Source organism: Actinomadura alba (genome assembly GCF_014323705.1).
Lineage (GTDB): Bacteria > Actinomycetota > Actinomycetes > Streptosporangiales > Streptosporangiaceae > Actinomadura_C > Actinomadura_C alba.
Window position 1 is genome coordinate 16,779 of record NZ_JABVEC010000033.1, and the last position, 24,612, is coordinate 41,390.

The following is a 24,612-nucleotide window of genomic DNA, read 5'->3' on the forward strand; positions in this document are numbered from 1 at the left end:
CAAATACACGATGCTCACGCTCCTGCTCACCGTGCCGGCGACGCTCGCGCTCACCGCCGCTCCGAGCAGCGGTGTCGTAGGGCCGAACGACCGAACCGACCGCACAGCCACCGAGGGGCACCGGCATGCCCGCGCCCTGGCCGCCACCTGTTCGATCAAGACGCCCGGTCACGTCCGAAAGGGCGACAAGATTCAGGCGTTCGGCACCGGCCTGCGGCCGAATGAGAAGGCCCAGCTCTGGATCGAAGGTCATAAGGTCAAATCTCCGCACCACATCGACAAGAACGGCCATGTTCGAATGACTTACCGGGTATCACAGGCACCCGGAAATCACCCGGTCTGGATCACCGACGGCGTGAACCGCTGCGATGTTCCCGGCGGAATGACGGTGCAGAAGTAACGACCGCGAAAGCGTAGACGAGCACCGGGGCGCGGTCCGCTGGGGGCGCGCCCCGGTCCTGCCGGGACCCGTCGGCGGGCGGCCGAACCGCTGGACCAGGTTCCCCTGGACCCGAGAAAGGCCATAGACCAAGGCCATAGACCAAGGTCGACGATCCGTGGCCGGATGGCCACTGCCGGATCGGCCGAAAGCGTCAGTACCGTAGGGCTCGTACTGACCAGCCGGCTGAAAGCGTGGGCCCCGTGGCCGAGATGACCGCTCCCATCCGGGTCCTGGTGGTCGACGACGACGCGCTCGTACGGGCGGGACTGTCGATGATGCTCGCCGGATCGCCCGACGTCTCCGTGGTGGCCGAGGTGGCGGACGGCGCCGAGGTCATCGGCGCGGTGAACGAGCACCGGCCAGACGTGGTGCTGATGGACATCCGGATGCCCCGGATGGACGGGCTGGCGGCCACCGAGTTGCTGCGTTCGCGACGTGACCCGCCAGAGATCATCATCTTGACCACGTTCGATTCCGACGACCACGTGCTGCGGGCGATGCGCGTCGGCGCCAGCGGGTTCCTGCTCAAGCACACGCCGCCGCCCGAGATCGTACGGGCGATTCGCATGGTCGCCGCCGGTGAGCCCATGCTGTCACCGACGGTGATGCGGCAGATGATGTCCTACGTGGCGGCCGCGACGGTCGACCCACGGCGTACCCGGGCCAGGGAGGCACTGGCCCGGCTGAGCGAGGGCGAGCGCACCGTCGCCGGCCTCGTCGGCCAGGGAAAGACCAATGGCGAGATCAGCGCCGAGCTGTCGATCAGCATCGCGACGGTCAAGGCGTACGTGTCCCGCGTGCTGACCAAGCTGGAGCTGAACAACCGGGTCCAGGTGGCCCTGCTCGTTCACGACGCCGATCTGCCGGCCTCGTCGGGCTGACGGCGGCCGCGCACGTCTCGCTGGAACTGTGCGCCGCGACGGCGGGCGGGAACCGTCCCTCAGGAATCGCCCTGCGCCGCGGGACCGGTCGGCGCCTCGTCGAGGCGGGCGTGCAGGCGCTCCCTGATCTGGTCGGGCGTGTAGGCCCGGCGCCGGCGCTCGGCCCGCGCGATGACCACTCCCGTCGCGGCGACGCCGACGAACCCGGCCAGGCCCATGACCTTCCACCATCGCATCCGCCTAGGCTACGTGCCATGGCCGGCAGCAGCAGCATCACCCTCGACGAGGCTCTCGACCTGACCCGCACCGGCGATGTGTGGCTGTTCCGCGGACGGGCGGCCGCCGACCGCGCCATCCAGATGACCACCAACAGCCCGGTCAACCACGTCGGCATGTCCGTCGTGATCGACGACCTGCCACCGCTGATGTGGCACGCGGAGCTCGGGCGCTCACTGCCCGACCTGTGGTCGGGATCCCACCATCGCGGAGCCCAGCTGCACGACCTGCGCGAGGCCGTCCTCGTCTGGGCCAACAGGTACGGCCAGCGCGCGTGGCTGCGTCAGCTCGACCGCCCGGTCTCGCGGGAGATGGAGAACGCGGTCCTGCGCACGATCGCACGCCTCGACGGCACGCCCTTCCCGTCGACAGCTCGGCTCGCCGCCCGGTGGGCGCGCGGGCGCGTGCCGGTCAAGAGGCGGCCGGGCGACCGCGACCTCGAGACCGCCTACTGCGCCGAGGTCGTCGCGCTCGCCTATCAGGCGATGGGCCTCCTGCCGGGCGAGCGGCGGCCCAGCTGGTACGACCCCGGCCGGTTCTGGAGCGGTGACGATCTCGACCTGTCCGGCGGCGCGGGGCTCGGCGGTGAGATCGCCGTGCGGATTCCGCCGTCCGGCGCCAGGGCCGGGCGCTCCGTCGCCGAGGATGCCTAGCAGACCCGGTTCGGCCGATCGAGGGAGCCGGCGTGCCCGGCCGGGGTCCGGTATGGGGGGAGGACACGCGGCCCGGTCATGCCCGCCGTGGCCTCGTTGATTGGTCTGACCGGGCGAAATCCATGACCTGTCGCGGAATATGGCCGCACTCCACATGACGGGCCGTCAACGCCCGTGTTGGACAAGATATGGTCACAGGTGACTTTGGAACGTGACAAATCCCTCATTGTGATAAGTAACCTCTCAACCGGACGATCACCGCGCCCCCTCGGGAGATGCCCATGACGGTCATTCTGAACGGAGCCGGGTCCGCGCAGCCCGCAACGCCACCGCCCTCGGCCGACGAACCCGGACGGCCGCCGGAACCGTTCACGAGCGATCCCTGTGCTGAGCGGAACGTTGTGGGCGAGCGACTCCGCGGCGACGACGGCGACGCCGAACTCGACGTGTTCCTCACCGGCCAGGTGTTCATGGACATGATCTTCACCGGGCTGCCGGGTCTTCCGCCCCCGGGCACCGAGCTGGTCACCGACGGGCTCGGATCGGCGCCGGGCGGCATCGCCAACATCGCCGTCGCGATGAGCCGGCTCGGGTTGAAGGTGGGGCTCGCCGCCAGCTTCGGTGACGACATGTTCGGGTCCTACCTCTGGCGCACGCTGTCCGATCAGGAGGGCGTCGACCTCAGCCGGTCGCGCCGGGTCCCCGGCTGGCCCACGCCGGTGACGGTCTCGCTGGCGTACGACTCCGACCGAAGCATGATCACCTACACCAAGCCGGCCCCGGCGTCGGCGCGTGGTCTGGTCACCACCCCGCCCTGGGCCCGGACCTGTTTCGTCGACATCGACCGGCCGGTACCGGAGTGGGCCGACGCGTTGCGGCGCGCGGGTGCCAAGGTCTTCGCCGACGTGGGCTGGGATCCCGCCGAGACCTGGTCGACCGAGGTGCTCGACCGCCTCGAGCACGTTGACGTCTTCCTGCCCAACGCGGTCGAGGCGATGGCCTACACGAGGTCGGCGACACCCGAGGAGGCCCTCGAGGCCCTCGCGCGCCGGGTGCCGCTGGTCGTGGTCAAGCGCGGCGCGCACGGCGCCATCGCCATGGACTCGATCACCGGCGAGCGGGCGGAGATCGACGCGCTGCCGGTCGAGGCCCTCGACCCCACCGGAGCGGGCGACGTCTTCGCGGCCGGTTTCGTCTTCGGCACGCTGGCGGAATGGCCACTGCACGAGCGGCTCAAGTTCGCGAACCTATGCGCGGGGCTGTCGGTGCGGCACTACAGCGGCTCACTGGGGTCCCCCTGCTGGGGCGAGATCGCGTCCTTCGGCGAGTCCGGGGAGGTACCCGACTCGCGCCTCGAGGAGTACTCCTTCGTCGTGCCGTACATCCCCGAGGCCGCCGAGAACGCCATCACCCGGGCCGAGCCCACCCTGAGAGGAGAACAGTGACGCCGGAAGACGGAACAGCGGGCGAGAGCGAGCGGGGGTTCCGGCGATGACGCCGCGCATCGCCGTCGTCGGAGCCGGCAGCGGCTACATGCCGGGAGTGATCCGCGGCCTGCTGCACCGCGCCGACGACCTCGCCGGCGCCGAACTCGTCTTCTACGATCTCGACGCCGGGCATCTCGACGTCATGACGCGGCTGGCCCGCAACATGTTCGCCGCGCGGGGCGCCCGGTTCACGGTGACCGCGAGCACCGAGCTCAAGCCCGCGCTCGACGGCGTCGACTTCGTGTTCACCACGTTCCGTCCCGGCGGGCTCGCCGGGCGGCACCTGGACGAGTCGATCCCGCTGAAGTACGGCGTCGTCGGCCAGGAGACCGTGGGCCCCGGCGGGTTCCTCATGGCCTGCCGGTCCGTACCGGTGCTGCTGGACATCGCCCGCACGCTCGCCGAGGTCGCGCCGGACGCGTGGATCCTCAACTACACCAATCCCACCAACGTCGTCACCGACGCGGTGGCCCGCTACTCCGACGCCAAGATCATCGGGCTCTGTGACCAGTGGGTGGGCGACACCGAGACGTGGGCGGAACTGCTCGGCCTGCCGGTCGAGGGCCTGGAGATCGACTGGATCGGCACCAACCACGGCACCTGGGCCGAGCGGGTCCGGCTGAACGGCGAGCCGATCGACATCGCCACCCGGCTGGCCGACTCCGCACCGCCCGGCGCGGCGACGCCGCATCGCGATCCGGCGCGGATGGCCGAGGCCGGCAAGGCCCTGGGGCTGCTGGTCAACTCGTACTCGAAGTACTACTTCTTCCACGACGAGGTCGTGGCGCGGCTCCGTGACCAGGGCACCACCCGGGCGCAGGACATCATGGCCATGCTGCCGGACTACTACGCCCAGGTCGCCGCCGAGGCGGGCAAGGAGGACCCGGACCCGAGCCGCGACCGCGGCGGCGGCGAGCACGGCGAGTTCGCGGTCGACGTCATCTGCGCCATCGCCCGTGACGAGCGGCGGCGCTTCATCGTCAACACCCGCAACCAGGGCGCCATCGCCTCGCTGGAGCGGGACGCGATCGTCGAGGTCCCGGCCATCGTGGGCCGCCAGGGCCCGACCCCGCTGGTCATGGGCGAGCTGCCACGTGCCGTGCGCGGCCTCACCCACGCGATCCACGAGTACGAGTGGCTGGCCGCGGACGCCGCCGCGACGGGTGACGAGCGCACCGCGCTGCGGGCGCTGATGGCGCACCCCTTCATCACGAGCATGCACACCGCCGAGAAGATCCTCCACGAGGGCCTCGCGGCCCATGCCCCCCACCTCCCCCAGTTCATCCCTCGCCCGTGATCATGCGGTTGTTCGCGCGACCGACCGCGGGATCACGACGCGAAGCCGGGGGAATCGACCAGAAGGAGCCGTACGACATGCCGAAACTCATCAGGCAAGGGGTCGTGCTCGGCGTGGCGGCGCTCGCCGCCGTCACCGCCGCCTGCGCGCCGGGCTCGGGCAACGACGCGGCACCCGCGACGAAGGCCCCCTCGGCCGTCAACACCGACATCGCCAAGGCCGGGAACGTCACGCTCACCGTCTGGGACCAGGAGATACGGGGCGGCCAGAACGAGCAGATGGAGCAGTTGAACACCGCGTTCCAACAGAAATACCCCAATGTCACGATCAAGCGGGTCGCACGATCGTTCCCGGACCTGCAGAAGACCCTGCGCCTGGCGCTGTCCGGCGACAGCCCGCCCGACGTCGTCGAGACCAACCAGGGCTACGCCGTCATGGGCGCCTTCGTCAAGGCGGGCATGCTGTTGCCGCTGGACTCCTACGACGCCGCCTACGGCTGGCGCAAGCGCTACCCGAAGGGCCTGATCGAGACCAACAGCGTCAGTACCGACGGCCGTACGCTGGGCACCGGCAGCCTGTACGGCGTCTCCCTGCAGGGCGAGATCGTCGGGATCTACTACAACAAGGACAAGCTGGCCAAACTGGGCATCCAGGAGCCGCCGACGACCTGGGTGGAGTTCGAGAAGGTCCTGTTCATCGCGAAGGACGCGGGCGAGCTGCCCATCGCGTTCGGCAACCTGGACAAGTTCCCCGCCATCCACAACTTCGGCGTGATCCAGGACCAGATCGCGGGCAAGGACGCGGTCCGCGACCTGTTCTTCGGCCGGGGCGGAACCTGGACCGACGCCGCCAACGTCCAGGCGGCGCAGAAACTGTTGTATTGGGTCAAGCAGGGCTACCTCACCAAGAACCCCAACGCCGTGAAGTACGACGACTCCCCGGTCAACTTCGGGAAGGGCGAGGGCGTGTTCCTGATCGGCGGCACGTGGTTCGCCGTCGACCTCGAGAAGACGATGGGCGACAAGGTCGGCTTCATGCTGCCGCCGCCCGCCCAGGCCGGGGGCGCCTCGGTGACGATGGGCGGCCAGAGCCTGCCGTTCTCGATCACGTCGAAGTCCAAGCACCCGGATGTGGCCGCAGCCTACGTCAACTTCATCACCTCGCCCGAGTCCATGGACATCGCGACCGAGAAAGGCCTGCTCCCGGCGCTGAAGCCGCCGTCGAAGCAGCCTGAGTCGGCGCTGCAGAAGGAGATCTTCGCGGCCTGGGACGCGGTGAGCCGGAGCGACGGCCTCACCCCGTACCTCGACAACGCCACGCCGACCTTCCCCGACACCCTCGGGGGCGCGCTGCAGGAACTGGTCGGTGGCAAGGCGACGCCGCAGGAGGCGCTCGAGAAGGCCCAGAAGGACTACGCCGACTTCCTGCAGAAGAAGTGACGAGAACGCGTCGCGGAGGGCCGGGCGAACCCCGGCGCATCGGCTGGCTATACATCCTGCCGGCGCTGGTGATCTATGCCGCCTTCCTGCTCTGGCCCTTGCTGCACGGTGCCTGGATCTCGCTCTTCCACTGGGACGGGCTCGGCACCGGCACGTGGGCCGGGCTCGCCAACTACCGGCAGGCGTTCACCGACCCCGTCCTGCGCGGCGCGTTCCTGCACGCCCTCGTCCTGGTGATCTTCTATGCGGTGCTGCCCTGCTGCATCGCGTTCGTGCTCGTCGCGGCGATGTCCCGCACGAAGATCCGCGGCCTGACGTTCTTCCGCACCGTGATGTTCCTGCCCCAGGTCGTGGCGATGGTGGCGGTCGCCGTGGGCTGGCAGTGGGTGTACTCCGAGAACGGGCCGGTCAACGGGTTCCTGCGGTTCCTCCACGGCCTCGGCCTGCCCGACTGGTCGCGCGGCTGGCTGGGCGACTTCACGTTCGCGCTGCCGGCGGTCGGCCTCGTCGGCACCTGGGTCGAGATCGGCCTCGCGATGGTGCTGTTCGCGGCCGGCGTGCAGAAGATCCCTCGGGAGCTGTACGAGGCCGCCCGGGTGGACGGGGCCGGTCCGCTGCGGGAGTTCTTCGCAGTGACCCTTCCCGCGCTCCGCCGGGAGCTGTCGGTGGCGTTCACCCTCACGACGATCGCGGCGCTGCGGAACTTCGATCTGATCTACCTGACCACCAGCGGCGGGCCCGGCGACGCGACCAAGGTGCCCGCGTACGAGGTGTACAACCGTACGTTCAACACCGGCGAGGTCGGCCTCGCCTGCGCCATCGGCGTCATGATCGCCGTGCTCGCCTTCGCCGTCACGGTGGGGGTCGGCCGGCTCGTGGAGGGACGGTCATGACGAGCGGCCGCACGGAGCGGATCTTCAACTACACGGTCCTGATCGTGTTCTCCGTCTTCGCCCTGTTCCCGCTCGTGGCCGTGGCGGCACAGGCGCTGCACCTGCCCGACCTCGACCTGTCCACCTTCGGCGACGCCTGGCGGCAGGGGCACTTCGGCACGTACATGCGCAACAGCCTGGCCGTCGCCGTCGGCGTGGTGCTCGTCGCCACCCTGCTGTCGATCATGTCGGGTTACGCGCTCGGGACCATGGACTTCCGCGGCGCCGACGCGCTGTTCTACCTGTTCCTCGCCGGTCTGATGATCCCCAGCGAGACCGTCGTGGTCCCGCTCTACTTCGACCTGCGCAGCATGAACCTCGACAACACGCTGCCCGGGCTGATGCTGCCGCAGATCGCGCAGTCGGTGGCGTTCGGAACCTTCTGGATGCGGGCCTACTTCCGCAGCGTGCCGCGATCGCTGATCGAGGCGGCCCGCATGGACGGGGCATCGAGCTGGGCCACGCTCTGGCGGATCCTCGTGCCGGTGGGACGGCCCGCGATCCTCACCATGGTGGTCCTCACCGCCATGTGGACCTGGAACGAGTTCCTGCTCGCCCTGGTGATCATCAACTCGGACGAGGGACTGCGGACGGCACCGCTCGGCCTGTCGTTCTTCCAAGGGCAGCACCAGACCGACTATCCGCTGCTCATGGCGGGCGCGCTGATCGTCGCCGCGCCGGTCGTGATCGTCTACGTCTTTCTGCAACGGCACTTCATCGCGGGGATGCTCTCGGGGGCACTCAAGGAGTAGGACGACCGGAACAGGAGAGTCCATGCGCAGACCGATCCTCACCTTGATCCTTTCCGCGTTGCTCGCGGGAGGCGGCCTGGCCACGCTTCCCGCGCAGGCGCAGGCGGCCGAACCGCGCTCCGGCGCGTCCCATGCCGGTGATCCGCGTTCCAAGGGCGCGCTCGACGTGCTCTTCGTCGGCGCGCACCCCGACGACGAGGCCGGCGGGCTGTCGACGTACGGGCAGTGGAAGGAGTTCGACCACGCCCGCACCGGCGTGGTGACGATCACCCGGGGTGAGGGCGGCGGCAACGCGTCCGGCACCGAGGAGGGACCGGCGCTCGGCCTGCTCCGCGAGAACGAGGAGCGCCGCGCCGTCGGCAAGGCCGGTGTCGAGGACATCCACTATCTCGACAAGGTCGACTTCTACTACACGGTCAGCGAGCCGCTCACCGCCGAGGTCTGGAACCACCGCGAGTCGCTCGAGAAGGTGGTCCGGGTGGTCCGGGAGACCCGGCCGAAGGTCATCGTGACCATGGAGCCCGCTCCGGTGCCGGGTCAGCACGGCAACCACCAGGAGGCCGGGCGGCTCGCGACCGAGGCCTATCTGAAGGCCGCCGACCCGGCCGCATTCCCCGACCAGATCCGCCGTGAGGGCCTGCGGCCGTGGCGGGCCGGTCGGCTGTTCAACACCGGCGGCGCGACCGGGCCGCTCGGTCCGTCGTGCGCCACCGGCTTCACTCAGGCCGACCCGAGCGCGGTCGTCGCCGGGGTCTGGGGCGGTCGCGCCTCCCCGGCCAACGGCGGGAAGACCTGGGCGCAGATCGAACGCGAGGCGCAGCGGACCTACGTGAGCCAGGGCTGGGGCGGTTTCCCCGACCAGCCGAGCGACCCGAACCAGATCGGCTGTGACTTCTTCACCCAGATCGACAGCCGGGTGCCGTACACGCTCGGCAACCGCGGCCCGGCGGCGATGTTGGAGGGCGCGCTCACCCCGGCCGGGGGCGTACTGCCGCTCGGCACCGAGTTCTACCTGACGACCGACTCATTCGGCGCCGCGGCCGGCCGGCCGGTCGAGGTGACCGCGCACGCCCTGTCGCCCAAGACGCTCAGCCACGTCAAGGCCGCGCTCTCGGTGCCGGCCGGCTGGCGGGTCGAGGGCTCCGGCGAGCTCGGCACGGTGGGGTCGCGGGAACGGACGGCCGTCTTCACGGTCACGCCGCCGCCGAACGCCCCGTACGGCCGGGTGCGGCTGACCGGCACCCTCACCACCGGGCAGGGCTCCGGCCAGACCGCCGAGGTGGTGGAGGTCGAACCGGCCGTCACCGCCGAGCAGCAGCCGCTCCCCCGCGTCGAGGACTTCGACGGGTGGGCGGCCGAGACCGGCGTACCGGCGCTGACCGGACGGGTGAAGCACGTGCTGCCGCTCGGCTCGGGGCAGACCAGGGAGATCCGCGTCGACCTGACCAACCAGACCTCCGCCGCCCGGTCGGGCACCGTCACCCCGGCACTTCCGGCGGGCTTCTCGGCCGCCCCGGCGAGCAGGCCGTACGAGCTCGCGGCCGGCGCGAAGGGATCGGTCAGCTTCTCGGTGACCAACACCGACACCTCGATCCCCACCTCCAACCAGGGCGGGGTGAACGGCGACCACGACTACACGATCACCACGACCAACTCCTCCGGCGGTGCGCCGGACGTGCGGAAGGCCGCGCTGAACCTCGTGCCCGTGGCGAGCTTCGCCAAGGCCGGCGCCGCTCCGGCCGTGGACGGCGCCGAGGGGCCCGGGGAGTACCCGGGGCCGGAGCTGAACCTGTCCCGGCTCTGGGAGGGCACCGCCTGCGCCTCGGCGGCCGACTGCTCGGCCACCGGCAAGGTGACGTGGACCTCCGACGCCCTCTACGTCCTGGTCAAGATGCGTGACGACACGCTCGGGACGGTGCTCGGCGCCGACGACTGCAAGCGGCACTGGCGCACCGACTCGGTCGAGATCGCCATCGATCCGCGCGGCGGGTCGGAGAACACGTCGACGACGTTCAAGACCGGGATCTTCCCGGTCATGGGCGACGGGAAGCCGTGCTTCGAACGCGACGCCGACAACCACCAGGGCCCCGGCGCCGAGACGGCACCCGGGATGGAGGTCGCGTCCACGGTCTCGCAGCCGTACACCGGCTACACGGTCGAGGCGAAGATCCCGTTCAGGGACCTGCCGGCCGCCGTCGACCCGGCGCGCCTCGGACTGAACATCTTCGTGTACGACTCCGACACCCAGGACAAGACCGGTCAGACCCGGATCGGCTGGTCGACCTGGGGCGGCGTCCAGGGCGACCCGTACCGGTGGGGCCAGACCGCGCTCCCCGGCTACGCGCCGCCGGCCGACCAGCCGACCGAGGCGCCGCCGCCGGTGATGCCGACCGACGTGGCCCTCAGCGTCAACTCGCCGGAGTCGATCATCCAGGCGGCCGAGACCGGCGTCCCGCTCGCCGCCGGGCCGGCCGCACCGCGTTCCGACACGGCACACATCACGGGCGAGCCGACGGTGACGAACTCGTCGGTGACGTTCCGGCTCACCGCGACCGGACCGGGCACCGCGTATGCCTACGTGTGGGACAACGGGATCCTCGGCCGTAAGGAGGTCGCCGTGAAGGAGGCCGGGGTGTCGACCGTGACCGTGCCGGGCTCCCGTGGCGTACTGGCGGTGGCGTTCGAGTCCGAGGCCGGCGGCACCGCGAGCAGCATGGCCCGCCTGCCGTGATCACACGTCGGTCGACCGCCCGGATCCGCCACCACCCGCGCCCGGCAATCCGGAAGGAGCGCGCTGAAAGGGCGTGACGAAAGGTCCGCCCGCCGAATAATTCAAAACATGATCATCTGTAGTGGATAACAGCCGCCCTGCTTCCGGCGGAAAGCCCGGAAACAGGGCGGCTGACCTTGTGGCGTATAGCGAACTCACTCCGTCAATTGTCGAAATATGCCACCGTCGCGGAATGAGCGATGGCACAAAATCATCGGGTTCGCCGATGCGGCCGGGGCTAGGGTCCGATCGACAGATCTTCGACACGGTTGTGGCCCGCGGTCTTTCCTCTCCGGCGGTCAATGATCGGGAAGCGCCGTCCTTTGTGCGAGACCGCTGCCATGCCGTCCGCGTGGAGGTAGTCGAATGCGCCTGAGACCCCGCTCTTTCCGCCCCAGAGCATGGCTTGCCGCCCAGGCGGCCCTGCTCGCCGGATTGTTCTCCATCGCGCCACTGCCCGCCGCCCCACCCGCCCAGGCCTCATTCGGGAACAGCATCCACATGGGCTGGGACGCCTGCGCCGCCACGATCGCGAAGGCGCAGGCGTTCTGGACCAACACCCCGTACTGGAACATGGGCCTCTACATCGGAGGCGCGTCCTACGGCACGGGCTGCAAGCGATGGACCAACGCCGAGGTCGGCCAGCTTCGCTCGATGGGCTACAAGTTCCTGCCGCTGTGGGTCGGCCCGCAGGCGCCGTGCACCGGTTACGCGAACCGGTTCAGCTCCAACACCTCCACCGCGTACTCCCAGGGCAGGGACGAGGCCATCGCCGTCTACAACAAGATGGTGTCGCTGGGCTGGGACACCGCCAACGCGCCGGCGATCTACGACCTGGAGAACTTCGACACCACCAACTCCGGCTGCATGAACGCCGCCAAGTCGTTCATCAACGGCTGGGTCTACCAGATGCACGTCCCGCCCGCCCAGAAGGCGGGCGTCTACGGCTCGGCCTGCGCGTCCGGGCTCAGCCAGTACGCCTCGATCGCCAATGTGCCCGACTTCATCCACGGCGCGGACTGGGACGGCATCAAGAGCGTCCGTGACATGGCCTGCGTCTCCAGCGGCAGCTGGGTCAACCGGCAGCGACACAAGCAGTATCAGGGCGACCACAACGAGACCTGGAACGGCGTGACGATGAACATCGACAGCGACTGCTCGAACGGGCCCGTCTATCCGGGTCCCGATGCGCTGACCAGCCCGCAGGGCTGCGAGTGAAGGGCGGGTGGCAGACGATGCAGCGACACCTCGACCACACCGCGCTGCGGCGGGCGGCCAGGCTCCTTCCCCTCGCGCTCATCGGCCTGGGTTCGGCGCTCGCCGTCACCGGGTGCGGCACTGTACGGGCGGCCGACGACGCTGCGGCCGCCGCACCGGCGGACGGCGGCGCACCGCCCATCGACGCCGCACTCGTCGCACCGGGCTTCGGCTGGGTGCTCACCGCCGACCGGCTCCTGATCACGCGCGACGCGGGCGCGACCTTCACCGACGCCAAGGCGCCCGTGCCGGCGACCCGGGCACGTGCCGCAGTCTTCCGTGACGCGTCGAACGGGTACGTGACGGCCGCGTCCGGCGACACGGTCACCATCGCCGCCACCAGCGACGGCGGCCGTACCTGGCGGACCACGACCGCGCGCGACGCCGCGGCGCCGCCCGTGGCCTACGGCCGGATGCGGGTGGCGTTCGGTGACGCCTCCCACGGCGTGATCCTGGCCAAGACCTCCACCAGTGCCATGTCCTCGGCGGCGACGCTCTTCGCCACCACGGACGGCGGCGCCTCCTGGCGGGCCCGGCCGGCCCCGGTGGCCGGGGAGGTCGCGGTGGATCCCGGTGGCCGTACCTGGCTGGCCGGCGGGGTCGCCGACGACGAACTCCACAGCTCACCCGATCTCGGCCGGCACTGGGAGCGGGCCGAACTGCGGCTCGGCGACACCTCCGGCGGCATGACGGTCGCGCCGCCGGCCGGTGGCGTGCTGCCGGTCACCGCCGTCACCAAGGACGACCGTACGGAGGTCGCGCTGCTCACGACGGCCGACAAGGGCCGCACGTGGCGCGAGACCAACCGCGTCGCGGTGCACGGCCGGACCGGTCCCGGGGTCCGGGTGCCCGTGGCCCCGGGCACATCAAGCGCTGCCGCGGCGGCCCCGCTGGTGGTCGACACGGCGGGCGGGCACGCCTACCGCCTCGCGCCGCACCGTTCCGCGACGACGGGCACGGCCGCGACGGCGGACCTCCGCCCGTCCGGGTTGCCCGAGGGGGCGCACGCCGTCACGTTCGCCGGCGACCAGCGCTCCGGCTGGGCCCTGGCCACGTACGGTCGCTGCGCGAACGGCAAGACCGAGTGTTCGCTGTACCACCCGCTGATGACGACGACCGACGGCGGCGCCACCTGGCGGCAGGTCCGGCTCTGGGTTCAGCGGCTCAACTGAGATTCCCGTACCAGAGGTCCGGCCTCCCGTCGTGACCTCGCAGCCTGAACAGATGACGCGAGACCGTCGCAGAGCGGGTGGCCTGTCACTCGCGGCGACGGCCTCGCGTCATCGGCTCGCCGCACCTCGATCGCTCGCTGGTGCTGCGGTCGGCGCCGGCGCCCGTAATGTGACCGTCTCGATTCAGGCATCTGGAAATACGCTGAATTGTGCGTCACCGTACCCATCGCGTCCGTCGGCTGCAAATAACCAAATGTACGACATCGCAGGCGGAGCGACAATGCGTCGAGCCCCGGATCAGGGCAATTGAAAGCGATCTGTAAGCGCCTCTTCGCCCGCGACGGAATTCATTCCCAGCGGGTGCGGCGGACGGGTGGGGGCGGCCGACGCGAAAGAGCGCGCCGCGCGGACGATGACACCCTGCTCGAAAGTTTGTTCGCATGTGGGGTACGCTGCGGTGCGTGCTGTACGACGAAGAGGTCAACGCCCAGGTGTCACCCTCCGGCCGCCCGATCGGCTGGGTCTGGCGCGAAGCGTCCTACACGGTGACCAGAGTGCTCGGCGAGTGGCAGGCACCGGGCGAGGTGCGGTTGCTGCGGGTCGGCGTGCGCACCGAGAGCGGTCCCGGCGTGGCGGAGCTCGCGGTCGCCGCCGAAGGGCGGACCCGGCTCCGGCAGCTCTGGACCTGACTCCGGCCGCCCACGGCGATCTCGCAGCCGGTCATGCGATCGGCTGCGAGATCGCGGTGACGGGACGGCCGGCAGCGGCAGGAGCACCATCGTCAAGCCGCTGTGCCGCATGTACGACCCCTCGACGGCGAGTACACCCGCCTGTTCAGCCGGCAGGCGGCGGGCTTTCAGCTCGACGGCACCCTCGACGACACCGGACTCGCGGAGAGATAGGCGCCCATCCACCGCTCGAGCTCGGCGAAGGTCCGCTCGCGCGCCGGCTCGGCGGACAGCACCAGGTCGTGCAGGCCGTCCTCGATCCGGACGAGGGTGAGGTGGCGGCCGAGCCGGTTCGACCAGCGGGCGATCTGCTCCACGTCGAGCACCGCGTCCGCGCGGGTCAGCTCGTCCGATCCCGGCCTGGGCTTGACGCTGCGGGTCGAGCACATGACGAGGACGGGCACGTCGATGCCGAGCCCCCGGTGCAGGCGCAGCTGCCCACGGCGCACGGCGGCCAGCCACGCGGCCCGCACCGGGAATCCCTCGATCGGTTTCCAGGCCAGGTCGAAGTCCCATTCGCCGTCGTGGTCGCGGTGAATGCTGCGCGGGTAGAGCTCCGACACCGCGGCCGGCAGCTTGGCGTGCGGGCGCGGCCGGGCGAGTGTACGGGCCAGTCCCGCGCCGAACCGGCGCATGACCGCGGGCGCGTTGATGTCGAAGAAGGGGCTGTTGAGGAAGAGCCCGTCGACCACGCCACGGCCCTGGACCCGGTCGGCCCAGAGAGCGCTGATCAGGCCGCCGGTCGAATGCCCGTTGAGCAGCAGGAGGTCATGGTCGGCGCGGATGATCCGGACCGCCTCGTCGAGTTCGGCGAAGTAGTCCGTGAGGCTGTGGATCATGTTGGGCGTCTGGTGCTCCAGCAGCGACCGCCCGTACTTCCGCAGGTCGAGCGCGTAGAAGTCGTATCCGCGCTCGACGTAGAAGTCGGCGAGGTGGGTCTGGAAGAAGTAGTCGACGAACCCGTGGACGTACAGCACAGCGCGGCGGGTCGGCTCGGCGGCGCGGCGCCGTACGAGCGTGGCGACGACCTCGCCTTCGGCGTCCCGCCCGAGCGGCAGCCTGAAGGCCTCGTAACCGGGACCGAGAACGTCCTGCGTCGCTTCCATGATCACTCCTCGCGCGGGTGGCGTGCCCAGCGTACGACCCCTCCGATCCGGCCGTAACCTTGATCGAGACCACCGCGGCCTGGGAGCGTAGGCGGCCCAAGCCTGGTCGAGCCCCCTGGAGTGAGATGGTCGCGCACCTACGCCCCGGTGATCCGGAGCGGCTCGGGCACTATCGCGTCGTCGGCCGGCTCGGCCGAGGCGGCATGGGCACCGTCTACCTGGGCGAGGACGAGGCGGGGCGCCGCGTCGCCGTGAAGGTCATCAACACTGAACTCGCCGATGACGAGGCCTTTCACGCCAGGTTCCGGCGAGAGGTGACCGCCGCCCGAAGCGTCCGCAGGTTCTGCACCGCGGCCGTGCTCGACGCCCGGCTCGAGGGAGATCCTCTCTACGTCGTCACCGAGTACGTCGACGGCCCCACGCTCGACCAGGCGGTGCGCGAGGGCGGGCCGCTGAGCGGGGGTGCCCTCGACGGGCTCGCGGTGGGCATGGCCACCGCCCTCGGCTCCATCCATGCCGCCGGGATCGTCCATCGCGATCTGAAACCGTCGAACGTGATGCTCTCCCCCACCGGGCCGAGGGTGATCGACTTCGGCATCGCCCGCGCGCTCGACGCCGCCGACGGGCCCACCCGCACCGGTCAGTTCGTCGGGACCCCCGCCTACCTGGCTCCCGAGCTGATGGCCGGAGGCGAGGTCACCCCCGCCGCGGACGTGTTCTCGTGGGGCTGCGTGGTGACCTACGCGGGAACCGGGCGTGCGCCGTTCCCCGGCACCTCGGTGCCCGAGGTGATCCATCGGGTCGTCAACGAGCCCCCGGTGCTCGACGGGCTCGACCCCGAGCTGCACGCGCTGGTCGCCGCCGCCCTGGACAAGGACCCGCGCCGCCGCCCGACGACCCCGCAGCTTCTGGCGGGGCTGACCGGCCGGGCGCGAACGGAGCCGGCCGCCACCGCACGGATCACGTTTCCACCGGTGGGCGGCACCGGTCCGGCCGCGCCCCCCGACGCCCCGGCCACCCGCCCCGACGCCCCATCGATGGCGGCGCCGGCACGGTCGCGGCGGTTCTGGCGCGACCGCCGGGTGCTCGGCCTCGGTGTCGGCGCGGTCGGCGTAATCGTGGCTGGGGCGGTCGTCACGGCGCTCCTGCTTCCCGACGGCGACGCCGACGGCGTGAAGGTACGGCCGCCGGCAGCCGTCGAGACGTACGTGCCGTCCGACGATTTCAGCGAGCCGCAGTCCGGCTGGGAGAAGCCCGAGCGCTACCGCGGCGGCGAGTACGTCATGGAACTGCGCGGCTCGGGCCGCGACGCGACGGCGGACAGCCCGCGTCCCAACCAGTTCCTGCCCGAGCGCGCCCGCATCGACGTCGGCGTTCGGATCTCAGGCGGGGCCGGGGCGGAGGCCGGGGTCTTCTGTCGCTCGATCGGTGGCGCCTACGGCAGCTACTGGCTGGTCCTGCGCGCCGACGGCACCGCGCGCATCATGAAGTACACCCTCGCGACCGTGCGCCAACTGGCGGGCGCGAAGGGCGGCATCCACCGCGACCGCGTCAACCGGCTCCAGGCCACGTGCGTCCACGAGGGTGGCGTGCAGAGGCTGGCCCCGTGGGTGAACGGCCGTCTCGTCGCCCAGGCCACCGACGACAGCAAGCCGTTCAAGCCGGTCGCGACCGGGGTGGTCGTACGCCGTCCCGAGAGCGATCCGCCGGCGTCCTACGCCTTCGACGACTTCGCGGCCTACCGCGTCTGAGCAACCGGCGCGGCAACTTGAGAACACCCGCACCCGCAAGGCCATGGATCAGGCGTTGGCAGGACTCGACACCGACCAGCAGCCACCAGCTACCCAGGTCGCATCAGTGCGCGTACGACGGTCCAACCGCGCTCCTCGGCAACCCGGAGATCGTCCAAGGCGACCGGGTCACCCACCCATCTGCGATACGACGTCCGTCGATAGCACGCATGTTGAGTTGCGGCGTGTCGGGGTCAAGGATCGCCCGGGGACCCCGACACGCCACGACTCAACGATGGGACCTGGACCGACGGCTCCCGCGGTGTGACCCGCCCGGCCTCGGCGGTGGGGACGTCACGTTGTGATCTCTTCGTCACCACCGGTTGCGGCCCTCCGCCATACTGCGGTGTTCCGTTCCGCGAGAGAGGGGGCGCGGCGGTGGCCGACGGACCCGGTGACGGCGAGGAGAACGAGCGGGAACCGCAGGGCCTGCCATGGGGCTTCCGGGGCCGGGTCAGGCACTGGGCGCTGGCGGCCGTCGCACTGGTCGGCCTCGCCGTCGTTGTGGCCGCCGTGCTGTGGGCCTGGGTCCGAGATCGTCGAGAGGACGGCTCATCTCCGCCCCCCGTACCCGGCACCCCGTCCACGCCCGGCACCCCGCCCGTGCCCGGCGGGACGTCCGCTCCCTCCGGTGGATCGCCCGGAGCCGGAGGCGCCCCGGGCTCGCCCTCGGACGGCTCGGGAGGCGGCTCCTGCGGGGATGACGGCTGCTCCGGCTGTTCGGCCGGCCAGGAGGCCTGCGACGACGTCGTGGGCAGTTGCACCGAAGCCGTCTCCGATGCGTGCTCCAGCGACCCGGGATGTTCAGGGCCCTCGTGCGGCAACGACTCGGGGTGCTCCGAGACGACGGCGTACGCGCCGTCTGCGCAGCCGCTGACCGACCTCATCGCGGGGATCCCGCCGATGTTCCTCCAGGTCCGGGTCGGCCGGAGCCCGTCGGCCCGCCTGGGCGTCCTCGCCATCCGGGCCTATCAGCGGTGGATCTCGCCGCGGCTCTCCGTCCGCTGCCGGTTCACGCCGAGCTGCAGCCGGTACGGCCTGCAGGCGATCGAGCAATACGGACTCCTGGCCGGCTCCCGGCTCGCACTCGCCCGGATCCGGCGATGCGTGGTGACGGTGCCGCGGGGGAGCGTCGACCCGGTTCCCGGGCACTGCCCCGCGCGGCCGGCGGGCGCGTGAGACGTGACCGTGCCGGAGCGAACGACAACTCAACGACATCCCGCGAACAACTGCATGATCACGGAGGAAGGTCGCGGCGACCCACTCCGCCGTGATCATGCAGTTGTTCGCCGTCCGACGCGCGCGCATCGCGTCACGACCGTCCATCCCGTGCGTTGACTCGCGGCGTGTCGTTGATTTCCGCCGTCCCACACCCACGACACGCCGCAACTCGACGAAGGCGATCTAGTCGTCCTCGGCCTCGAGATCGCCTTCGAGCTCCAGGTAGGTCTGGCGGAGGCGGTCCAGGGTCTCGGCGTCGGGTTCGGCCCAGAGTTCGCGGTCGGCGGCCTCGAGGAGGCGTTCGGTGATGCCGCGCAGCGCCCAGGGGTTGGACTGCTCCATGAACTCGCGGGTCTCGGGGTCGAAGACGTACTCCTCCGCGAGCTTCTCGTACATCCAGTCGTCCACCACGCCCGCCGTCGCGTCGTACCCGAAGAGGTAGTCCACGGTGGCGGCCAGCTCGAACGCGCCCTTGTAACCGTGCCTGCGCATCGCGGAGATCCAGCGCGGGTTGACCACGCGGGCGCGGAAGACCCGGTGGGTCTCCTCGGCGAGCGTCCGGGTCCGTACCTGGTCGGGCAGCGCCGAGTCGCCGACATAGGCGGCGGGATCGGTCCCGGTCAGCGAGCGCACCATCGCCACCATGCCGCCGTGGTACTGGAAGTAGTCATCGGAGTCGACGATGTCGTGCTCGCGGGTGTCCTGGTTCTTGGCGGCGACCGCGATGCGCCGGAACGACGCCTCCATGTCGCCGCGCGCCTCGCGGCCGTCGAGTCCCCGGCCGTAGGCGTAGCCGCCCCACACCGCGTACACCTCGGCGAGGTCCCCGTCATCGCGCCAGTTGCCCGCGTCGATCAGCGGCAGCAGGCCCGCGCCGTACGCGCCGGGCTTGGAGCCGAAGATGCGCGTGGTGGCGCGCCGCCAGTCGCCGTGACCCGAGTGGTCTTCCAGGGCGTGCTTGCGCAGGTGGTTGTGCTCGGCCGGCTCGTCGAGCTCGGCGACGGCCGCGATCGCGTCGTCGATGAGGGCGATGACGTGCGGGAAGGCGTCCCGGAAGAAGCCGGAGATGCGCACGGTCACGTCGATGCGCGGGCGGCCGAGTTCGTCGAGCGGCACGACCTCGAAGCCGGTGACCCGGCGTGAGGCGTCGTCCCAGACCGGCCGGCAGCCGAGGAGCGCGAGTACCTCGGCGATGTCGTCGCCCTGGGTGCGCATCGCGGAGGTGCCCCACACGGTGAGGCCCACGCCGGACGGGTACTCCCCCGTGTCGTCGAGGTGCCGCCGGATGAGCGAGTCGGCCAGCGCGACGCCGACGTCCCAGGCGTTGCGGGACGGGATCGCCTTGGGGTCGACCGAGTAGAAGTTCCGCCCGGTCGGCAGCACGTTGACCAGGCCCCGGGTGGGCGAGCCGGACGGACCAGCGGGCACGTGGCCGCCGTCGAGCGCGTGCAGCACCGCGTCGATCTCACCGGTCGTCGCCGCCAGCCGGGGGACGACCTCGGTGGCCGCGAACGACAGGACCCCGGTCACGGCGGGCAGGTCCCGGCCGGTCACCTCGGCGCACACGACGCCCGCCTTCGCGGGGTCCCAGCGCAGCGTGTCCAGGCCGACGACGAGCTTGCGGGCCACCGCCTCCAGCAGGTCGATCACGTCCGAGGCGGTGCGGGAGGGTCCGTCCACGATCTCGGCCAGCCGCCGTACCCCGCCGGCGGCGTGGCCGGGCACCGCCGCGCCGGGGTTCGCGAGCAGGTCCCGCTCGCTGAGGTCGTACGACTCGGCGAGGGCGGCGCGCAGGCCGGGCAGGGCGCCACTGACACCGCCCCAGACCTGGGCGGCGCGCAGCACGGCGAGGACCAGGTCGACGCGGTGCTCGCCGTCCGGCGCCTCGCCGAGGATGTGCAGGCCGTCGCGGATCTGCACATCCTTGATCTCGCAGAGGTAGCCGTCGATGTGCAGGACGAAGTCGTCGAACTCGGTCTCCCCCGGCTGCTGCGCGACGTGCAGGTCGTGGTGCAGCTGCGCCGCCTGCACGAGCGTCCAGATCTGGGCCCGTACGGCCGGCAGCTTCGCGGGGTCGAGGGCCTGCACGGTGGCGTACTCGTCGAGCAGCTGTTCCAGCTTGGCGAGGTCGCCGTAGGTGTCGGCCCGGGCCATCGGCGGCACCAGATGGTCGACGACGGTGCCGTGGGCGCGCCGCTTGGCCTGGGTGCCCTCACCCGGATCGTTGACGATGAAGGGGTAGACCAGCGGCAGGTCGCCGAGCACCGCGTCGGGCGCGCAGTCGGCGGCCAGCCCGAGCCCCTTGCCCGGCAGCCACTCCAGCGTGCCGTGCTTGCCGAGATGGACGACCGCGTCCGCGCCGAAGTCGTCGCGCAGCCAACGGTACGCGGCCAGGTAGTGGTGCGAGGGCGGCAGATCCGGGTCGTGGTAGATCGCGACCGGGTTCTCGCCGAAGCCGCGCGGCGGCTGGATCATCAGTACGACGTTGCCGAACCGCAGCGAGGCGAGGACGATGGCGCCGTCGTCGACGTACAGCTCGCCGGGCGGCTCGCCCCAGTGCTCGCGCATGCCCTCCCGCAGCGGCTCGGCAAGCGCCGCGAACCACCGCTCGTAGTCCGCGCGGGACACCCTGGCCGGGGCCCGCCGGAGCTGCTCCTCGGTCAGCCACTCGACGTCGTGCCCGCCGGCGGCGATGAGCGCGTGGATCAGCTCGTCGCCGCCGGAGTAGAGCTCGTGCGGCGGCTCGGCGCCGAGGTCGTAGCCCGCATCGGCCATCGCGCGCAGCAGCCGTACGGCCGAGGCGGGGGTGTCGAGACCCACCGCGTTGCCCACCCGGGCGTGCTTGGTCGGATAGGACGACAGGACGACGGCGACCTTCTTCTCCGCGTTCGGCACCCGCCCGAGCCGGGCGTGGCGCACGGCGATGCCCGCGACCCGGGCCGCCCGCTCCGGATCCGCGGCATAGACCGGGATGCCGTCCGGCCCCTCCTGCTTGAAGGAGAACGGCACCGACACCAGCCGGCCGTCGAACTCGGGGATGGCGACCTGCATGGCCGCGTCCATGGGGGTCAGCGCCGCGTCCGAGGCCTCCCACGCCTCGCGCGAGGAGGTCAGGCACAGGGCCTGGACCACCGGGACGTCGAGGCGTGCGAGAGCGCCCGCGTCCCAGGCCTCCTCGTCGCCGCCGGCCGACGCGTCGGCGGCGGTCACCCCGCCGGCCGCCAGCACGGTGGTGATGAGCGCGTCGGCCCGGCCGAGGAGGTCGAGCAGCCCGGGCTCGGCCCCGCGCAGGGACGCGCAGAAGACCGGCAGCGCGTTCGCGCCGTGGGCCTCGATCGCCTCGCACAGCACGTCGACGAACCCGGTGTTGCCCGACAGTTCGTGGGCCCGGTAGAAGACGACGCCCACCGTGGGCCGGGCCGGATCCGGCTCGGCGGACCCGTGCACGCCGTACGCCGGCATCGCGGCGGGAGCGGCGAACCCCTCGCCGGTGAGCAGCAGCGTGTCGGACAGGAAGCGGGTGAGCTCGCGCAGGTTGGCGATGCCGCCCTCGCGCAGGTAGGCCAGCGTCTCGGCGGCGACGCCGGCCGGTACGGTCGACAGCGCCATGAGCTCGGCGTCGGGAGCGGCCTCACCGCCGAGCAGCACCAGCGGCGCCCCCGAGGCCCGCAGCGCGTCGACCCCTTCGGGCCAGGCCCGCTGCCCGCCGAGCAGGCGTACGACGACGACATCGGCGCCCGCGGTCAGCGCCGGCAGCTCGGCGATGCCGGTCCGGGTCGGGTTGGCGGTGACGTATCCGGCGTCGGCCGCACGCGCGGCGAGCAACTCGGTATCGGCCGTGGACAGCAGCAGAACGCGCATCGGCATGCCTCCCCCGGGGTTCCGCGCCCCGGCTCGGGTGGAAGAGTCGGCGACGGCGGGAAGTCTCCTGGCTCCCGGATCACCGCTCTCCCCCGGCCTTCCAGCGTTGCCGCCGTGGCCCACATCGAGGGAGCGCTCCCCGGTCACAGTTGCGGGACAGCCCCGGATTCGCACCGGGTTCCTTCTCCGTCGTCGCCCGGCAGTCTATGACCAAACCAGGAGCCGCCGGCCGCCGGACGGGCGCCGTGCCTCTCGCGGCCACTCGGGCCGCGTCCCGGCGCGAATCCGCCGCAACGTCAGGTGAAGGATCGACTACCGGACGTAGTGTGTACCGCGGCGGCGGATAGCGGCCGGTGAGCCGCCGACGTCGCCCGAGGAGCCGTCATGCGGGGAAATGTCGCCTGGACGCTGGCCGAGCGCGCCGCGCTGTACGGCTGGCGTGACCGGCCGCTGTTCCATGCCGGCGACGCCACGTACACCCATGGTCAGGTCCATGACGCCGCGGCGCGGGCGGCCGCCGTGCTCTTCGATGCGGGAGTCCGGCGGGGGCAGCGTGTGCTCATCGCCCTGCCCGACTCGATCGGGTTCGCCACGGCGTTCCTCGGCGCGCTGCGGCTCGGCGCGGTGGCGGTGCCCGTCGATCCGGAGCACGTTCCGGCGCAGGTTCTGGAGCAGGTTCCGGAGCAGGTTCTGGGGCAGGTTCCGGAGCAGTACGCCCGCGCGTTGAGCGAGACGGAACCGGCCGCCATCGTGTGCGACGACGCCGAGCTCGCCCGCCGCCTCGGCGGATCGCGCGCGCCCGGCACGGCCGCCCTGCTGACGCCGGCCGACCTGTCCGCGGGTTCCGCGCCCGCGCCCGTGCCCGACCCTGAGCCGCTGCCGCCGGGCGTGCCGGCGTACGTGCTGTACACCTCCGGCACCAGCGGCCCGCCGAAGGGCGCCGTCCACCGGCATTCCGACCCCGAGACGCACTTCTACGCGATGGCGCTCGGGGCACTCGGCATGGGCGCCGACGACGTGATGTTCTCGCTGGCCAAGGCCTGCACCCCCTACGGCCTGGGCAACACGATCTTCTTTCCGATGTTCTGCGGGGCGGCGGCGGTCCTGTGGCCGCAGCGGCCGACCGTGCGCGGTGTGGTGCGGCAGGCGCGGCGTCACCGGCCCACGCTGCTCTTCTCGGTACCGGCCTTCTACGCGGCGCTCGCTGAGACACTGGGCGGCGGAGGCACCGACGCGGACCGGTCGGCCTTCTTGTCCCTGCGCGCGGCGGCCTCGGCCACCGAGCCCCTGCCGGCGGCGCTCGCCGCGCGGGCCGAGAGGGTACTCGGGTGCCCGCTGCTCGACGGGCTCGGTACCGCCGAGGTCGGCCACGTCTTCGTGTCCAACACCGTCACCCGGCGGCGGCGCGGCACGCTCGGCGTGGTGCTCGATCCGTACCAGATCTCGGTGCGCGACGACGCCGGCCACGAGGCCGGGGCGGGCGAACGCGGCGCGTTGCACGTCAGGGGCCCTTCGGTGGCGGCCGAGTACCTCGGTGCCCCAAGTGACGGCCAGGACCCGATCTCCGGCACGGCGCTCGGAGTGGTCTCGGACACCGATTCGCACGCGGTTCCAGACACCGTTCCGGACGTCTCGCAGGGTTGGCTGCGCACGGGTGACCTCGTCCACGTCGACACCGAGGGCTTCGTGCACCACCACGGACGGGTCGAGGACCTCGCATGACCGCCGCGGGTGTGGCGGGGACAATGAGGGGACGACGACCGGTCCGGGCGGGGCCGGCGGCCTACGGCAGGGAGCTCCGGGTGCGGGCATGGCTCATCAGACATGGGCAGAGCGAGTCGAACGCCGGACTGCCGACCAACGGGCCGGGCACCGCCCCGCTCACCGCCCTCGGGCGTCAGCAGGCCGGACGGGTTGCCGAGTCCTTCACGGAGGAGCCGGCGCTGATCGTCTCCTCGTCATTCGTCCGGGCGCGGCAGACCGCCGAGCCGACACGTCGCCGCTTCCCCGGGCGGCCGTACGAGGAATGGCCGGTCCAGGAGTTCACCTACCTGGGCGGCCTGCACGGGCCCGCCACGACGGCCGAGCAACGCCGCCCGCACGCGGCGGCGTACTGGGAGCGCAGTGATCCGCACTACGTCCACGGCGGTGACGGGGAGTCGTTCGCCGACCTCATGGGGCGCGTCGACGACCTGCTCGGCCGGATGGCGGACCGGCCGACCGGTCTGGTCGCGGTCTTCACCCACGGACTGTTCATGCGCGCGGTCGTCTGGTCGCTGCTCACCGGCGGCCACGAGAAGCCCGACACGGACCGCATGCGCGACTATCAGCGCTTCAACCGCCGCTTCGCGACGCCCAACGGCTGCATCGTCGAACTGCGCTGGACGGGCGACGGTCCGCTCGTTCTCGGATCCGTCACCCACCATCCGCCGCACCTGGTGAGCGGCGTCGGGTGACTCCGCGACAGCGGTACGGCCCTTGCCCGCCCCTGTGATCATGCAGATCTGAGGATATGACGCGAAGCCACGTCCTGAGTTTTGGCCCCACC

19 protein-coding genes and 1 riboswitch are annotated in these 24,612 nt (G+C 71.4%); of the genes, 16 read left to right on the forward strand and 3 right to left on the reverse strand.

Translation table 11 applies throughout. From position 1 onward, the window contains the following. The first annotated feature begins 10 nt into the window (after nt 1-10). Both HKK74_RS30975 and HKK74_RS30980 read left to right on the forward strand, forming a co-directional pair. Complete coding sequence (locus HKK74_RS30975; RefSeq protein WP_187246940.1) at nt 11-400, forward strand: hypothetical protein; 390 nt, start codon at nt 11-13, stop codon at nt 398-400. A gap of 251 nt (nt 401-651) precedes the next feature. Further along, a complete protein-coding gene (locus tag HKK74_RS30980) occupies nt 652-1,323 on the forward strand; it encodes a response regulator transcription factor (RefSeq protein WP_187246941.1) in 672 nt (223 codons plus the stop codon). 59 nt (nt 1,324-1,382) lie between these two features. Here HKK74_RS30980 and HKK74_RS30985 read toward each other — a convergent pair whose 3' ends face one another. Further along, nucleotides 1,383-1,559: a hypothetical protein gene (locus tag HKK74_RS30985; RefSeq protein ID WP_187246942.1), complete on the reverse strand. Its 177-nt coding sequence runs from the start codon at nt 1,557-1,559 to the stop codon at nt 1,383-1,385. Between the two features lie 18 nt (nt 1,560-1,577). On the opposite strand from HKK74_RS30985, the gene HKK74_RS30990 reads away from it, so the two are divergent. The 10 genes from HKK74_RS30990 to HKK74_RS31035 all read left to right on the forward strand — a co-directional run bounded on the left by HKK74_RS30990 (nt 1,578) and on the right by HKK74_RS31035 (nt 14,047). Next, complete coding sequence (locus HKK74_RS30990) at nt 1,578-2,252, forward strand: hypothetical protein (RefSeq protein ID WP_187246943.1); 675 nt, start codon at nt 1,578-1,580, stop codon at nt 2,250-2,252. Between the two features lie 281 nt (nt 2,253-2,533). After that, nucleotides 2,534-3,697: a carbohydrate kinase family protein gene (locus HKK74_RS30995; RefSeq protein WP_187246944.1), complete on the forward strand. Its 1,164-nt coding sequence runs from the start codon at nt 2,534-2,536 to the stop codon at nt 3,695-3,697. Nucleotides 3,698-3,743: 46 nt separating this feature from the next. Further along, the gene (locus HKK74_RS31000) at nt 3,744-5,036 is read left to right on the forward strand and encodes a family 4 glycosyl hydrolase (RefSeq protein ID WP_187246945.1); all 1,293 of its coding nucleotides are present in this window, start codon (nt 3,744-3,746) and stop codon (nt 5,034-5,036) included. 77 nt (nt 5,037-5,113) lie between these two features. Further along, nucleotides 5,114-6,475 (forward strand): extracellular solute-binding protein, encoded by a 1,362-nt coding sequence (locus tag HKK74_RS31005; protein ID WP_187246946.1) that lies wholly within the window; start codon nt 5,114-5,116, stop codon nt 6,473-6,475. Beyond that, a complete protein-coding gene (locus HKK74_RS31010; RefSeq protein WP_187246947.1) occupies nt 6,472-7,368 on the forward strand; it encodes a carbohydrate ABC transporter permease in 897 nt (298 codons plus the stop codon). Before HKK74_RS31005 ends, HKK74_RS31010 begins: the two co-directional genes overlap by 4 nt. Further along, nucleotides 7,365-8,159: a carbohydrate ABC transporter permease gene (locus HKK74_RS31015; RefSeq protein WP_187246948.1), complete on the forward strand. Its 795-nt coding sequence runs from the start codon at nt 7,365-7,367 to the stop codon at nt 8,157-8,159. The genes HKK74_RS31010 and HKK74_RS31015 overlap by 4 nt, the downstream gene beginning before the upstream one ends. Before the next feature lie 22 nt (nt 8,160-8,181). Further along, nucleotides 8,182-10,890 carry a sugar-binding protein gene (locus HKK74_RS31020; protein WP_187246949.1) on the forward strand — a complete coding sequence of 903 codons (2,709 nt, stop codon included), beginning with the start codon at nt 8,182-8,184 and terminating at the stop codon, nt 10,888-10,890. 405 nt (nt 10,891-11,295) lie between these two features. Next, nucleotides 11,296-12,147 (forward strand): glycoside hydrolase domain-containing protein, encoded by an 852-nt coding sequence (locus tag HKK74_RS31025; protein ID WP_187246950.1) that lies wholly within the window; start codon nt 11,296-11,298, stop codon nt 12,145-12,147. A 17-nt stretch (nt 12,148-12,164) separates the two neighbouring features. Then, nucleotides 12,165-13,358, forward strand: coding sequence for a WD40/YVTN/BNR-like repeat-containing protein (locus tag HKK74_RS31030; protein ID WP_187246951.1), 1,194 nt, complete (start codon nt 12,165-12,167; stop codon nt 13,356-13,358). Between the two features lie 461 nt (nt 13,359-13,819). Next, nucleotides 13,820-14,047 carry a hypothetical protein gene (locus HKK74_RS31035; protein WP_187246952.1) on the forward strand — a complete coding sequence of 76 codons (228 nt, stop codon included), beginning with the start codon at nt 13,820-13,822 and terminating at the stop codon, nt 14,045-14,047. 167 nt (nt 14,048-14,214) lie between these two features. Here the strand turns inward: HKK74_RS31035 and HKK74_RS31040 are convergent, their stop codons facing one another. Next, nucleotides 14,215-15,192: an alpha/beta hydrolase gene (locus HKK74_RS31040; protein WP_187246953.1), complete on the reverse strand. Its 978-nt coding sequence runs from the start codon at nt 15,190-15,192 to the stop codon at nt 14,215-14,217. A 125-nt stretch (nt 15,193-15,317) separates the two neighbouring features. On the opposite strand from HKK74_RS31040, the gene HKK74_RS41655 reads away from it, so the two are divergent. Further along, nucleotides 15,318-16,943 carry a serine/threonine-protein kinase gene (locus HKK74_RS41655; RefSeq protein ID WP_187246954.1) on the forward strand — a complete coding sequence of 542 codons (1,626 nt, stop codon included), beginning with the start codon at nt 15,318-15,320 and terminating at the stop codon, nt 16,941-16,943. Between the two features lie 417 nt (nt 16,944-17,360). Beyond that, nucleotides 17,361-18,161, forward strand: coding sequence for a membrane protein insertion efficiency factor YidD (yidD, locus tag HKK74_RS41660; RefSeq protein WP_222722940.1), 801 nt, complete (start codon nt 17,361-17,363; stop codon nt 18,159-18,161). Nucleotides 18,162-18,386: 225 nt separating this feature from the next. On the opposite strand, the gene cobN is transcribed toward yidD, so the two are convergent. Continuing rightward, nucleotides 18,387-22,064, reverse strand: a complete 3,678-nt coding sequence (cobN, locus tag HKK74_RS31055; RefSeq protein ID WP_187246987.1) for a cobaltochelatase subunit CobN — start codon at nt 22,062-22,064, stop codon at nt 18,387-18,389. Nucleotides 22,065-22,104: 40 nt separating this feature from the next. Continuing rightward, nucleotides 22,105-22,279: riboswitch (cobalamin riboswitch) on the reverse strand. 169 nt (nt 22,280-22,448) lie between these two features. Between cobN and HKK74_RS31060 the strand changes: the two genes are divergently transcribed. Both HKK74_RS31060 and HKK74_RS31065 read left to right on the forward strand, forming a co-directional pair. Further along, nucleotides 22,449-23,786: an AMP-binding protein gene (locus tag HKK74_RS31060; RefSeq protein WP_187246955.1), complete on the forward strand. Its 1,338-nt coding sequence runs from the start codon at nt 22,449-22,451 to the stop codon at nt 23,784-23,786. After that, nucleotides 23,783-24,520: a histidine phosphatase family protein gene (locus HKK74_RS31065; protein WP_246492157.1), complete on the forward strand. Its 738-nt coding sequence runs from the start codon at nt 23,783-23,785 to the stop codon at nt 24,518-24,520. The genes HKK74_RS31060 and HKK74_RS31065 overlap by 4 nt, the downstream gene beginning before the upstream one ends. Nucleotides 24,521-24,612 lie beyond the last annotated feature (92 nt).

Bases quoted from the DNA above. Each gene is read 5' to 3' on its own strand.
- cobN (WP_187246987.1), bottom strand. From the start codon at position 22,064: ATGCGCGTTCTGCTGCTGTCCACGGCCGATACCGAGTTGCTCGCCGCG.
- HKK74_RS31030 (WP_187246951.1), top strand. From the start codon at position 12,165: ATGCAGCGACACCTCGACCACACCGCGCTGCGGCGGGCGGCCAGGCTC.
- HKK74_RS31020 (WP_187246949.1), top strand. From the start codon at position 8,182: ATGCGCAGACCGATCCTCACCTTGATCCTTTCCGCGTTGCTCGCGGGA.
- HKK74_RS30985 (WP_187246942.1), bottom strand. From the start codon at position 1,559: ATGCGATGGTGGAAGGTCATGGGCCTGGCCGGGTTCGTCGGCGTCGCC.
- HKK74_RS41655 (WP_187246954.1), top strand. From the start codon at position 15,318: ATGGTCGCGCACCTACGCCCCGGTGATCCGGAGCGGCTCGGGCACTAT.
- HKK74_RS31025 (WP_187246950.1), top strand. From the start codon at position 11,296: ATGCGCCTGAGACCCCGCTCTTTCCGCCCCAGAGCATGGCTTGCCGCC.
- HKK74_RS30975 (WP_187246940.1), top strand. From the start codon at position 11: ATGCTCACGCTCCTGCTCACCGTGCCGGCGACGCTCGCGCTCACCGCC.
- HKK74_RS31015 (WP_187246948.1), top strand. From the start codon at position 7,365: ATGACGAGCGGCCGCACGGAGCGGATCTTCAACTACACGGTCCTGATC.
- HKK74_RS30990 (WP_187246943.1), top strand. From the start codon at position 1,578: ATGGCCGGCAGCAGCAGCATCACCCTCGACGAGGCTCTCGACCTGACC.
- HKK74_RS31060 (WP_187246955.1), top strand. From the start codon at position 22,449: ATGCGGGGAAATGTCGCCTGGACGCTGGCCGAGCGCGCCGCGCTGTAC.
- HKK74_RS30980 (WP_187246941.1), top strand. From the start codon at position 652: ATGACCGCTCCCATCCGGGTCCTGGTGGTCGACGACGACGCGCTCGTA.
- HKK74_RS31000 (WP_187246945.1), top strand. From the start codon at position 3,744: ATGACGCCGCGCATCGCCGTCGTCGGAGCCGGCAGCGGCTACATGCCG.
- HKK74_RS31065 (WP_246492157.1), top strand. From the start codon at position 23,783: ATGACCGCCGCGGGTGTGGCGGGGACAATGAGGGGACGACGACCGGTC.
- HKK74_RS31005 (WP_187246946.1), top strand. From the start codon at position 5,114: ATGCCGAAACTCATCAGGCAAGGGGTCGTGCTCGGCGTGGCGGCGCTC.
- HKK74_RS31040 (WP_187246953.1), bottom strand. From the start codon at position 15,192: ATGGAAGCGACGCAGGACGTTCTCGGTCCCGGTTACGAGGCCTTCAGG.
- HKK74_RS30995 (WP_187246944.1), top strand. From the start codon at position 2,534: ATGACGGTCATTCTGAACGGAGCCGGGTCCGCGCAGCCCGCAACGCCA.